The organism is Acidobacterium capsulatum ATCC 51196 (assembly GCF_000022565.1).
GTDB classification, from domain to species: domain Bacteria; phylum Acidobacteriota; class Terriglobia; order Terriglobales; family Acidobacteriaceae; genus Acidobacterium; species Acidobacterium capsulatum.
Map to the genome: position 1 here is coordinate 1,634,868 of NC_012483.1, position 12,478 is coordinate 1,647,345.

The following is a 12,478-nucleotide window of genomic DNA, read 5'->3' on the forward strand; positions in this document are numbered from 1 at the left end:
CAGGAGTACACATGGCAACAGATCTTGGCATAGCGAATCCACAGACCACCCCGCAGAGGCCCGGCGCCGATGAAATCATCGTGGTCGATAACCTGTGGAAGACCTACCAGATGGGCGTGGAGCAGCAGGTGCATGCGCTGCAGGGCGTCACGCTGCGGATTCGCCGCAATGAGTATGTGGCCATCATGGGCCCCTCGGGCTCGGGCAAGTCCACCCTGATGAACCTGATCGGCTGCCTGGATACGCCGACCGAAGGCAACTACTGGCTCAACGGCCACCTGGTGAGCGAGCTGAATGATGATGAGCTGGCGCGCATCCGGAACAAGGAGATTGGGTTTGTCTTTCAGACCTTTAACCTGCTGGCGCGCGCCTCGGCCCTGCACAATGTGGAGCTGCCGCTGATCTATAACGGCACCCCGGCGGCCGAGCGGCTGGACCGCGCACAGAAGGCGCTCGAAGCCGTGAACCTGGGCACGCGCATGCACCACAAGCCCAACGAACTGTCGGGCGGCCAGCGCCAGCGTGTGGCCATTGCGCGCGCGCTGATCAACAATCCCTCGATCATTCTGGCCGACGAGCCGACCGGCAACCTCGACTCGAAGACCGGCGTGGAGATCATGGCGCTGTTTGATGAGCTGCACCGGCAGGGCAACACGATTGTGCTGGTGACGCACGAGCCCGACATTGCCGAGTATGCGCATCGCGTGGTGCACATTCGCGACGGAAAGATATTCTCAGACCAGCCCTCAAGCCGGATGCAGCACGCCTGAGAGAGCCGGACATCTTGAAACAGCACAGCGGAAGCGGATGCTTCCGCTGTGCTGTTTGTGCGCAGGATGAGGGAAGGCGCTTCGCGGCAACTCGTCGCAGCGCGGCGCGTTCTTTGGGGGGCGCTGTGTGTCTTTGGGGTCCTGGACTTCCCTTTCTGCGTCTTAATCTTTGTCCGCGAAGTTTTGCGCGCGGCGCAGCGGTTCTGCAATTCCTCCCTCAACCCTCCCCTAACCTCAAGGACACGACCGAATGATGCCACGATTGTTCTTTCGCCTTGCGCCTGCCCTGCTGGGCGGGTGCCTGCTTTCCTCCTTTGCCTATGCGCAGAGTGCGCCCAACACGCTCACGGCCCAGCAGAAGCAGCAGGGCTGGCAACTGCTCTTTAACGGGAAGAATTTTGACGGGTGGCACTCCTTTGGCCAGAAAGGCGTCGGCAAGGACTGGACGATTGACCATGGCGCAATCCGGCTGAAGAAGGCGAAGGGCGAGAACCAGGCCAACTCCGCCGACCTGACGACGAACGGCGAGTACGGCAACTTTGACCTGAGGGTCGAGTGGAAGGCTGAACCGTGCGTGGACAGCGGCATCATGTTTCACGTGCATGAGTCGGCGAAGTATCAGCAGCCCTACCAGACCGGCCCGGAGATGCAGATTGCCGACTACGCCTGCACGGTGCCGGACAGCCGCACGCTCTATGAGCGCTCCGGCGATATGTTCGGGCTGATTGCCGATCCCTATGAGTGGGTGAAGCCGGCCGGGCAGTGGAACAACTACGAGATCAAGGTCTACAACAACCACGTGCAGTTCTTTACCGACGGGCACAAGGTGGTGGATACGCAGATCGGCGATGCGGCGTGGAAAAACCTGGTGGCGCACAGCAAATTTGCGGGCTGGCCGGGCTTTGCCGGTTACCCGGAGGGCCACATCTCCCTGCAGGGCAGCGAGGTGAAGGGCAAGTCAGAGGTGAAGCTGTGGTTTCGCAATATCATGATTCGGAAACTGTAAACAGATGACCCGAAGCTGCCCCGGGAAAGGAATTTCCGGCCCGGGGCAGCAATTCCCCAATCTTTTGCGCGGTGCTTCCTTGCTAAAATGAACGTTCGATCTCCCATCCTGGAAGCCCACATTGCCTGCTAAAGAATCCGCCCCCGCTACGCCGTCCGCCGTCAAGAAGTCTCGCAAGGTCACCTATGCCGATGCGGGCGTCAACATCTCAGAAGGCGATCGCGCCAAGGAGCGCATCAAGTTTCTGGCGCAGAAGACCTTCAGCCGCAATGTGCTGAGCGACATTGGCGGCTTTGGCGGCCTCTTCAAGCTGGACGGCAAGTATGAGCAGCCGGTGCTGGTGTCCTCTGCCGATGGCGTGGGCACGAAGCTGAAGCTGGCCTTTCAGCTCGGCATTCACCACACAGTAGGCGCGGACCTGGTGAACCACTGCGTCAACGACATTGCCGTGCAGGGCGCGACGCCGCTGTTCTTTCTGGACTATCTGGCGACGGGCCGGCTCGAAAACGAAGTGATCGAGAAGGTGGTGCAGGGCCTGGCCGAAGCCTGCAAGGCCAATGGCGCGGCGCTGATTGGCGGCGAGACGGCACAGATGCCGGGCTTTTATGCCGATGGCGAGTATGACCTGGCCGGCTTCATTGTAGGCGTGGTGGAGCGCGAGAAGATCATCACGGGCAAGAACATCCAGAACGGCGACGTGCTGATCGGCTTTCCTTCGACGGGGCTGCACACGAATGGCTATTCGCTGGCGCGGAAGCTGCTCTTTGAGGTGGCGGGCTATGAGCCGGGGCAGTACGTTCCGGCGCTGAAGGACAAGGTGGGCGCGTCGCTGATGAAGATTCACCGCAGCTATCTGCCGGTGATTCGCAAGCTGACGGCGGGCGGCTACACGACGGGCATGGCACACATCACGGGCGGCGGCATTACGGAGAACCTGCCGCGCATTCTGCCGAAGGGGCTTGCCGCGCAGATTGAGCTGGGAAGCTGGCCGGTGCTGCCGCTGTTTGAGCACCTGCGCGAGTTGGGCGAGGTGGACCAGGATGAGCTGATGCGCACGTTCAACATGGGCATCGGACTGATCGCGGTGATTCCGCCGGAGAAGTACAAGCGGCTGAAGTCGCTGTTTGACCGCGCGGGCGAGAAGTTTTACCAGATTGGCCGCATTGTGAAGGGCGAGCGGCGGGTGATCTACCAGTAGGGCAGGATGTCGATATAGCTTTCAGATGCTCCTTGCTTTTCCGCACTTTTGAAGCGCGCTATTCTCTACAGGAGTCGAATAAAAGAGGGAGGGATACGCCATGCCAACTTATGTAGAAAAGTTGCTGGAGGCCGCACGCCTCAGGGAGTTCTCGGCGGAAGATCGCGAGGCGCAGAGGCGGAGCTTTGCGTATGGCAATACGCACATTGAGAATCCCCTCATCACCCGGCGGACGATCGACCAGCAGGCAGACTCTCTTCCGGCGAAGGACGAGCAGGAGTGAAGCCGCCGGACGCGCGACACAGCCAGGCAGAAGATGCCAGGCTTCTGACCGACCAGAACGAACTCGCGCGCCAAGAGGCACTCAACGGACTACGCCAGTTCGATGCCGTGGTGGAGATGGTGGAGTACCACCTGCAACCGGAGCATCGCTTTCGCTTCCGGCCTTCACACCTTCTGCATCTTCATCGGCTGGCCCTGGAAGGAATCTCCAGCTATGCAGGGACATGGCGGCCCGCCAGCATTCAGATCGAAGGCAGCCGTCATCAGCCTGCCGGGGCGCACCGCGTTCCTGAGCTGATCGAAGAACTCTGCGATTATGTCAATGACCATTGGCAGGAATGCACTCCGATTCATCTTGCGGCCTATGTGATGTGGCGGCTGAACTGGATTCATCCCTTTACCGATGGCAATGGCCGCACCTCACGCGCGGCCTCTTACTTGATTCCCTGCCTGCGAGCGGGATACCTGCTGCCGGGCAAGCAGACGATTCCCGACCAGATCTCACAGAACAAGAAGCCTTACTATGAGGCACTCGAAGCCGCGGATGCAGCCTGGTCTGAACGCGGCACTGTCGATCTTTCTGCCATGGAGAACCTGTTGGCCGAACTGCTTGCCCGGCAACTGGTGGAAGTGCTCGACCATGCCACAGGCGGTCATGTAACGCTGCCTTCCGCGAAAGAAAACCCATCTTCCTGAGGTGTCTGTCCTGATGAATGAACACGGAGCATCGATGACGCGACTTGGCATTCTGCTCTCGGGGCGTGGATCAAACTTTGTGGCGATTGCCGACCGCATTGCGCGCGGGGAACTGCGCGGGTGCGAGATTGCCGTGGTGATCTCAAACAAGGCCGAGGCCGGAGGCCTGGCAGCGGCGCGCGAGCGCGGGCTGACGGCGCTGGCCATCGAAGCCAATGGGCGCAAGCGGGCCGAGCACGATGCCGCGATCATCGCGGCGCTGCGCGAGCATGGCGTGGATCTGGTGATTCTGGCCGGATATATGCGGCTGCTTTCGCCGGGGTTTGTGCAGGCCTTTCCGCAGCGAATTCTGAACATTCACCCTTCCCTGCTGCCGGCGTTTCCGGGCCTGGAGGCGCAGGAGCAGGCGTTTGCCTACGGCGTGAAGGTGGCCGGCTGCACAGTCCACTTTGTGGACGAGGAGCTGGACCACGGCGTGATTGTGACCCAGCGGGTGGTTCCGGTGCTGGACGCCGACGATGAGGCCACGCTGTCGCGGCGCATTCTGGCCGAGGAGCATGAGGCCTACTCCGAAGCGATTGCGAAGGTAGTCAGCGGGGAGTATGAGGTGGCGGGGCGGCGGTATATTCGCAAGGGCTGAGGCGGCATGGCTGAAGCCATGCCCTGATACAGGCTTCTTCGTTCGGCCGGGGTGACATGGTCACGGGTTGCCGCCCCTGCGAGGGATCAGGCCTGGCTGCGGTCGCGGAGCATCTCTTCCATATCGCACATCTTGTCCATGACCAGGCTGAGGCGGTGCGAGAGGGACTGAATCTCGCTCTCGGCGCGGCGGTTGACCTCGAAGTCGAGTTCGCTGCGAAGGCGGTCCTTCACGTCCTGGCGGTTCTGGCTCATCATGATGACCGGCGCCTGCACGGCGGCCAGCATGGACAGGAACAGGTTGAGCAGGATGAAGGGATAGGGGTCCCAGGCGCGGCCTTTGAGCAGCACATTGATGGTGGTGTAGGACACCAGAATGACAGCAAAGCTGATGATGAAAGACCACGAGCCGCCGAAGCGGGCCACGCCGTCGGCGATGCGCTCGCCGACGGTGGTGCGCTCATCGATCAACTCATTCGGGTTGCGGGAGACGCGGCTCTGCACCAGCTTTTGCACGGTGTGGAACTGGCGGGCCTGCGCGCTGAGCATATCCATGGCAGCGGAGGGGCGGCGGGTGACGAGCTCGAGCAGGTCATAGCGGTCGATCTCGACGCAGACCACCTCGTCGTCGAGCGCCGTAGCGGTGGTGTAGCGCGGCGACTGCTCCAGCATGGACGCGAGGCCGAAGAACTCGCCGTGCGCTGGCTCGTCGACGACGACCTCCTGCTGGTCGTCATCGATGGCGGTGAGGCGGACGCGGCCCTCCATGACGATGTAGGCGTGGTTGGCTGGATCAGTGGCCTTGAAGATGCGCTGGCGGGGCGCGAAACGGCGCAGATCGACATGCGCGGCCAGGACGCGGAGTTCGTCGTCGTCGAGCAGGTCAAAGAGGGGAACGTGGCGCAGTTCTTCAAAGTCACAGGGCATGCAGAGGGGATCTCCTTTCGTTGAGCGGCTCTGGTGCGGCAGAAATGTGTCTCTGAAAGATTACAGATGCAGGGCGGAGGCGGGGCGGCTGGCCGGGAAAAATAATGTGAATTGGAATTCACATTATTTTGCAAAAGAGGGCTGATCGGGAGGTGGAGACCTGCTCAAGTGGCTTTCTTTTGTTTGGCTTGCACTCGGTTCAGGCACAATGTGAATGTCAATTCACTTTTGCATGGTTTTTGATTTTGAGCGGGTTGGCTGGCGGATAGAACCGGACATCCTGCTGATTTTTAACGAGTTAAATTGATCTGTAAATGTGAATCCGGATTCGCTTTTCGAGCAGGCGGAGCGACGGGTAGCGCTCCATTTACAAAATGCTGTTTATTTTCCTGCATTTGCGGGATTTCTCGAAGAGATTAGCGTCCTGGTCACAATGCAGCATTGCGGAATTTCCGCGTCTGGCGCATGCGGCAAATGATTTATTTTGTTTAGCTTATGGAGATTCGTGGAAATGTGAACATGGATTCACATTGATCCTGAAGCGCAGGGGCACTGGATTTTATGCCTTTATTTCTATGGTAGCGAATTGGAGAGGAATTTCCGGCGACCTGGATGGTCTGAGGTGAACCGCTGGGATCAATCGGTGGGGGAGGAGTCACCCCACATCTCTTCGAGATGTGGGGTACCCGACGATATAGGTCCCGCAGGTCGCGTCGCTTCTCTGATCCCGGGTCCGAACGAACGGACCCGGGGCACCCAGGAGGGTGAATGACTGGTTCTCGTGGCGGGACGAACGGACCTGGAGCATCGCGAGGAATTGTCAACAACTGAGTGACTGGTTGGAACGGCACCGCCAGAGTGATTCTCTGCACGGGGATGGTTGCCGGTTACAATAGAGGGTTATGGCCAGTGCTGCTGAGCTGATTCAGATTGACCTTGCCCCCAGGCGTCCGGTGCAGAAGCCGGAGTGGCTGAAGGCGCGCGCGCCGATGGGCGACAACTATCACGACCTGAAGAAGCTGGCGCGAAGCCTGAATCTGCATACGGTCTGCGAGTCGGCGCATTGCCCGAATATCGGAGAGTGCTGGAACCATCGCACGGCCACCTTCATGATGCTGGGCAACCTGTGTACGCGGCGATGCGGATTTTGCGCCGTGCCCAAGGGCAAGCCCGAGCCGATTGACTTTGATGAGCCGCGCCGCGTGGCCGAGGCCGTCGCCATGCTGGACCTGAAGTTTGCCGTGATCACCAGCGTGAATCGCGACGATGACATTGTGGGCGGCGCGCGCGCCTTTGCCATGGTGATTGAGGAGATTCGCAAGCAGGCTCCCGAATGCCAGGTGGAAGTGCTGGTGCCGGATTTTCAGGGCAGCGAAGAGGCGATCAGGATTGTGGTGGATGCGCATCCGGAGATTCTGAATCACAATACGGAATCGGTTCCGCGGCTGTATCGCGCGGTGCGCTCGGGCGCGCGCTATGAGCGCACGCTGCGGCTGCTGGAGTATGCCAAGGAACTGGACTCAACCGTTGTGACCAAGTCGGGCGTGATGGTTGGGCTGGGCGAAGAGATGCATGAGCTGCTCGATGTGTATCGCGATCTGGCGCGGGTGGGCACGGATGTGCTGACGATCGGGCAGTATCTGCGGCCGTCGAAGGATCACCTGCCGATGACGCGGTATTACACGCCGGAAGAGTTTGCGTCGATGAAGGAAGAGGCACTGCGGATGGGCTTTCGGCATGTGGAGAGCGGTCCGCTGGTGCGGTCGTCGTATCATGCGCATGAGCAGGCGGATTCGGCGACGGTGCGCCTGGTCTGATTCCCTGCCCTGTTGTTGACCCTGCTGTTCTCAGGAGTAAGCCCGCTTGAGCACACCGATGGCTCCATCGAAACAGAGCGGGCCTGCACGCGTTGGATTTTTTGGGGGAACCCGGGTTGGATTCTTTGGGGGAACCTTCGATCCGCCGCATCGCGGGCATGTAGCGCTGGCACGGCTGGCGATGCAGACGCTCGGGCTGGATAAGGTGCTGGTGGCTCCGGTAGCGGCGCAACCGCTGAAGCGAGACCGGCAGGCGACGCCTTACAGCGACCGGCTGGCGATGACGCGGCTGGCGCTGGGCGGCGAGCCGGGGATGGAGCTGAGCGATGCGGACGCTCCCCGGGCGGATGGCAAGCCGAACTACATGCTGGAGACGCTGCGGGAACTGGAAACTGAGCTGCCGCCGAGCGCGCAGGTGTTTGTGATTTGCGGGGCGGATGCGTTTTTGACGATTCAACAGTGGTATTGCGCCGAGGAGCTGCTGATGCGGTATCCGTTTGTGATTGGGGCGCGGCCGGGATTTGATTTGAGCCGGATTGCGCAGGCGCTGCCGGAGTCGATTTCAGTGGCGGCGGAGGAGAATCGCGAGGCGGGGCTGCTGACGCTGGGGCTGCGGGGTGAGCAGGAGAGGCAGTCCAGGCTGTATCTGCTGCCGGATTTGAGCGAGGATATTTCGGCGACGGAGCTGCGCGAGGCGCTGCGAAGGCCGGGAGCGGCTCCGGAGTTTCTGGATGGGGCGGTGCTCGGGTATATCCGGGCGCATGGGTTGTACCGGGATTGAGGGGCGATGGTCCCTGTTTCTTTAGGGTGCTTTTATGTACGGGCTAAAGCCCGTACCCTTCAGTAAGGATGGTTGGCCTGCCTTGCTGCGCAATGGTGGCGCACCCCTGGCCGGTCTGGTTCAGGAAAGGAAAGACCCACTCAAGCCAAAACCGGGCTTGAATGGCGCACCCAAAGCTTTGCGAGAATACCGGGCCGAGATTGAGCAAGACACTGCGCGAAGAGAAGCGCTACGATAACCGACAAGGAGAACCAAAGCCAAGCATGCCCACCCAAGAGACGCGCCAGATGGTGCTTACCGCAGCCGCAATTTGTGATGAGAAGAAAGGCGAAGATACGCGGGTGCTGGAGCTCGATCCGGCGGATTCAGGCTTCACGGATTTCTTCGTCATCACGAGCACAACCAACGACCGCCAGAGCGTCGCGATTGCCGACGAGATTGAGCTGCGACTGAAGCGCGAGTTTGGCCAGTATGCCAACTCGGTGGAAGGACGCAAGCAGGGCGAGTGGATTCTGCTGGACTATGTGGACTTTGTGGTGCACATCTTTCTGGCCGAGAAGCGCGCGTTTTATGACATTGAGCGGCTGCGCAAGTCCGCGACGCAGGTGGATCTGGATGAGCTGAAGCGCGCACTGACGAAGAAGACGCTGGCAGCGCGGAAGAAAGCTCCGGCGAAGAAGGTCACTGCACCTGCGGCGAAGAAGGCGGCTGCGCCTGCGGCCAAGAAGACAGCGGCAAAGAAGGCTGCCACGAAGAAGCCTGCGGTGAAGGCTCCGGTGAAGGCTCCGGTGAAGAAGGCTGTCGCCAAGAAAGCTGTTGTCAAGAAAGCGGTGGCGAAGAAGGCAGCCGTGAAGAAGGCTGTAGCCAAGGCTCCAGCGAAGAAGGCGGCCGTGAAGAAAACGCCGGCGAAGAAGGCCACGAAAAAAGCAGCGAAGCGGTAAGGGCAGCCGGCCGGTGGTTCTGATGATGCGCCGCCTGTTGTGCATCGCCATGCTGCTGCTGCCCTGCGCGGCGGGTGCGGGGCAGCGGGTGGCGAATGCATCGAGAGCGGATGCGTCGGGAGCGACGGCTCTGGCGCGCGATCCGAAAGCGCTGCTGGCGCTGGGCGCGCGGTCAGACGGGCTGGCGCTCTCAGGGCTGCGGAACTGGACGATCACCATCGACTACCAGCTTTACGATGCGCAGGGATTGCGCACGGAGGCTGGTGTTTTTCAGGAATGGTGGGCCGGGCCGGATGATTACCGGATGCGTTTTTCGCGGCCGGGCTATCACCTGGACGCGTGGGTGACGCCGAAGGGGAGCTACTCGATCGGCGACCCGAATCTGCCGATGGCCGAGCGGCTGGTGTACCGGTGGATGATGGAGCCGATTCCGCCAAGGATGAACACGGATGGCTATGAGTTGTGGCGCAGAGTGATGCTGCTGCCGAACTCGGTGCAGTTCCCTTGCGTGGAACTGAATCTGGCGCATCCGGCGCCGGAGGATCCGGACCCGATCAATCCTCAATATTGCTTTGACTCAAGCCAGCCGGTGCTGCGCATGGCGGATACCGAAGATGGCGAGCGGATTGTGTATCGCGCGCTGGCGGCGCTGCGCGCGCAGTATCTGCCGGGGGAGTTTGTGGCGCGCGTGGGGCGGATGCCGTTTTTGAGCGCGCGGCTGGTGGGAGGACGCATCTATGCGAAGCTGCCGGAGGGGGTGCTGACTCCGGCGGCGCAGGCCGTGCCGGGGCCGAGGCCGGAGACGGCGGTGCTGTATATGAGCACGGGGCATGCGCTGGATGCGCATGCGATCTCAAGGCCGATGCTCTCACAGGCGGCGATCAACAGCCGCATGGAGAACGGGATGGAGAGCCTGGCCTATGCGGTGACGATTGGCACCGATGGCAAGGTGAGCGACGTGCGCGTGATTGGGGACAACGCTCCTGAGATTGTGGATATGGTGACGAAGGAGCTGAAGCAGTGGCGCTTCCGGCCGTTTATGGTGGATGGCGTGGCGGCGCCGGTGCGGGCGCGTATCTGGCTGAACTTTGAGAAACAACTGGGCGAGTGACGCGGAGGGCTTGCTGGAGTGCGGGAAGACTTTGTTAGCATGAGGGCACTCTCATGAAGACGCTCGGGAAGTTGCTCTTTTGTTCGTTGCTGGCAGCGGTTGCAGGCGGCGCATTGCCGTGTGAAGCGCAGACACCGGCTGCAGCGAGTTCTGCCCCCATGCCGACTGATCCGGCTGCGCTGATGCAACTGGCGGCGCAGACGAATGGGCTGGCGGGCGCGGGGCTGAAGCCCTGGCACATCAAGGTTGCGTACCAGACTTACGATGCCAAGGGGAATCCGTCACAACAAGGCACTTTTGAGGAATGGTGGAATAGCCCAAGCGAGTACGTACGGCACTTTGAAGGACAGGGGCTGCGCCAGGAGTCCCAGGTAAATGCAAAGGGAAAGTTTATTGAAGGCGCTGTATCGCTTCCCTATTTCGCAAATGTGATCGAGAACATTTATCTGCATCCTTTCCCGAAGGACCCCACCGAGGATGGCCTGCATCTTCACTACAAGATGGAAAAGCTTGGCAAGGCGGACCTGAATTGCGTAGAGCAAATTGCAAAGGGTCTGGACACGGAAGCTGGACATACGCTCGATCCGGTCTTTCCAACTTATTGCTTTGAAAAAGATCACCCGATGTTGCGTCTTGCAGGCTCGTTTGGTCAGGGTGTCTATGAGATCATGCAGATCGCGTCTCTCGATGGAAGATATCTTCCCGAAGATGTAACCCTGTTTGACGACGGCAAGAAGCAGATGACGGTGCATTTGCTTTCGGGTGAAACCACGGAGCGCTGGCCGGAGAGTATGTTTGACCCGCCTGCGGGAGCTATCCAAGTTGAGGAGTTGCCTTCGCACAAGGTTTTGCTGCAAGGCAAAGTGATTGCTGGGAGGCGAATTGGTGGGAATAATCCAATTTACCCTCTCGACGCCAAACTGAATCATCAAGAAGGAAAGGTAGTGTTACACGCGATCATTGGCTCGGACGGGCGCATTCATAGTCTGATTGCGGTCTCGGCACCCTCAAAGCTGCTCGCATCATCCGCATTGGCGGCCGTGAAGACATGGCAATACAAGCCGTATCTTATAGGTGGCCATCCGGTAAGCGTGGAAACCGAGATCCACGTGATCTATCGACTGGGCAACTAGAGCGATGACGAAGCATCTTTCTGAGATCAGCACCGAGGCACGGCATGCGGCGAGTGAGCGGCTGGATGAGCTGGCGACGCCGGAGATGGTGGAGCTGCTGCATGCGGGCGACGGCGAGGCGCTGGCAGCGGTAGGGCGCATTCTGCCGCAAATTGCAACTGCGATTGATACGATTGCGGCGCGGCTGCGCGCGGGCGGCCGGCTGTTTTATATGGGCGCGGGAACTTCGGGGCGGCTGGGGGTGCTGGATGCGTCGGAGTGTCCGCCGACGTACAACACGCCGCCGGAGATGGTGCAGGGCCTGATTGCGGGCGGCGATGGTGCGCTGCGCACCTCAGTGGAAGGCGCGGAGGATAGCGCCGAGATGGGCCGCGATGATTTGAAGGCGCGCGGATTCACGGCACGGGATACGCTGGTGGGCATTGCGGCGAGCGGACGCACGCCCTATGTGCTGGGCGCGATGGAGTATGCGCGCGGGATGGGCGCGTTCACGGTGGGGCTGAGCTGCGTGGCGGAGTCGCCAGTGGCGCGGGCGGGCGACCTGGCGCTGACGGCGGTGACCGGGGCGGAGCTGGTGACAGGCTCGACGCGCATGAAGGCAGGCACGGCGACCAAGCTGGTGCTGAATATGATTTCCACCGGCGTAATGGTGCGGCTGGGGTATGTGTACGGCAACCTGATGGTGAATGTGCAGCCGACCAACACCAAGCTGCGTGATCGCGCGGCGCGCATCATCGCTTCGCTGACGGGGCTGGATGCGAAGAGTGCCGAGGCTCTGCTGGAAGAGGCAGGATCGGTGCGCGTGGCCGTGCTGATGCATCGGCTGGGCGGGAATCGCGCAGAGGCTCAAGCGCGGCTGGATGCGGCGCGGGGGAGCTTGCGCGCGGCGCTGCGAAGGTAGCGAGGGTTTCTGCCTCAGGGGCTGAAGCCCCTTTTTCTTCTTTGTGCGGTTGATGTACGGGCTGAAGCCCGTACCCTTCAGGCTTGGGGTGCTGTTTGACGGTGGAGGGATGCAGGTCCCTCCACTTGCTTCGTTCGGCCGGGATGACAACGGAGGGGAGACGGTCGGGATGACAACGGGTTAGGGGGCGATTTGGGATCCCAGGTCCGAACGGACGGACCTGGGGCACCCGGCACTTGAAGGAACTACCCCACACAAGCCAACACCGGGCTTGTA

The 12,478-nt window shown here is 60.8% G+C and carries 13 protein-coding genes; 12 read left to right on the forward strand and 1 reads right to left on the reverse strand.

Annotated features, from left to right (window positions below):
- Positions 1-11: 11 nt before the first annotated feature.
- The 6 genes from ACP_RS06565 (at position 12) to purN (ending at position 4,592) form a co-directional block, all read left to right on the forward strand.
- On the forward strand, positions 12-770 hold the full coding sequence (locus tag ACP_RS06565; protein WP_041839367.1) for an ABC transporter ATP-binding protein: 759 nt from the start codon (positions 12-14) through the stop codon (positions 768-770).
- A 250-nt stretch (positions 771-1,020) separates the two neighbouring features.
- Positions 1,021-1,776: a 3-keto-disaccharide hydrolase gene (locus tag ACP_RS06570; protein WP_015896507.1), complete on the forward strand. Its 756-nt coding sequence runs from the start codon at positions 1,021-1,023 to the stop codon at positions 1,774-1,776.
- Between the two features lie 121 nt (positions 1,777-1,897).
- Positions 1,898-2,974 carry a phosphoribosylformylglycinamidine cyclo-ligase gene (gene purM / locus ACP_RS06575; protein ID WP_015896508.1) on the forward strand — a complete coding sequence of 359 codons (1,077 nt, stop codon included), beginning with the start codon at positions 1,898-1,900 and terminating at the stop codon, positions 2,972-2,974.
- A gap of 100 nt (positions 2,975-3,074) precedes the next feature.
- Positions 3,075-3,257 (forward strand): hypothetical protein, encoded by a 183-nt coding sequence (locus tag ACP_RS06580; RefSeq protein WP_015896509.1) that lies wholly within the window; start codon positions 3,075-3,077, stop codon positions 3,255-3,257.
- Positions 3,254-3,952 (forward strand): Fic family protein, encoded by a 699-nt coding sequence (locus tag ACP_RS06585; protein ID WP_015896510.1) that lies wholly within the window; start codon positions 3,254-3,256, stop codon positions 3,950-3,952. Before ACP_RS06580 ends, ACP_RS06585 begins: the two co-directional genes overlap by 4 nt.
- A gap of 34 nt (positions 3,953-3,986) precedes the next feature.
- Positions 3,987-4,592, forward strand: coding sequence for a phosphoribosylglycinamide formyltransferase (purN, locus tag ACP_RS06590; RefSeq protein ID WP_015896511.1), 606 nt, complete (start codon positions 3,987-3,989; stop codon positions 4,590-4,592).
- Positions 4,593-4,678: 86 nt separating this feature from the next.
- Here purN and ACP_RS06595 read toward each other — a convergent pair whose 3' ends face one another.
- Entirely contained in the window at positions 4,679-5,518 is an 840-nt protein-coding gene (locus ACP_RS06595) for a DUF1003 domain-containing protein (protein ID WP_015896512.1), read from the reverse strand.
- Positions 5,519-6,420: 902 nt separating this feature from the next.
- On the opposite strand from ACP_RS06595, the gene lipA reads away from it, so the two are divergent.
- The 6 genes from lipA to murQ all read left to right on the forward strand — a co-directional run bounded on the left by lipA (position 6,421) and on the right by murQ (position 12,202).
- Positions 6,421-7,335 (forward strand): lipoyl synthase, encoded by a 915-nt coding sequence (gene lipA, locus ACP_RS06600; RefSeq protein WP_041839368.1) that lies wholly within the window; start codon positions 6,421-6,423, stop codon positions 7,333-7,335.
- A 58-nt stretch (positions 7,336-7,393) separates the two neighbouring features.
- Positions 7,394-8,116, forward strand: coding sequence for a nicotinate (nicotinamide) nucleotide adenylyltransferase (nadD, locus tag ACP_RS06605; RefSeq protein ID WP_015896516.1), 723 nt, complete (start codon positions 7,394-7,396; stop codon positions 8,114-8,116).
- 263 nt (positions 8,117-8,379) lie between these two features.
- Entirely contained in the window at positions 8,380-9,057 is a 678-nt protein-coding gene (rsfS, locus tag ACP_RS17270; protein ID WP_015896518.1) for a ribosome silencing factor, read from the forward strand.
- Positions 9,058-9,079: 22 nt separating this feature from the next.
- A complete protein-coding gene (locus ACP_RS06615; protein ID WP_041839369.1) occupies positions 9,080-10,168 on the forward strand; it encodes an energy transducer TonB in 1,089 nt (362 codons plus the stop codon).
- A gap of 53 nt (positions 10,169-10,221) precedes the next feature.
- Positions 10,222-11,301, forward strand: coding sequence for an energy transducer TonB (locus ACP_RS17275; RefSeq protein WP_015896519.1), 1,080 nt, complete (start codon positions 10,222-10,224; stop codon positions 11,299-11,301).
- Positions 11,302-11,305: 4 nt separating this feature from the next.
- Positions 11,306-12,202, forward strand: a complete 897-nt coding sequence (gene murQ / locus ACP_RS06625) for an N-acetylmuramic acid 6-phosphate etherase (protein WP_015896520.1) — start codon at positions 11,306-11,308, stop codon at positions 12,200-12,202.
- The last annotated feature ends 276 nt before the right edge of the window (positions 12,203-12,478 follow it).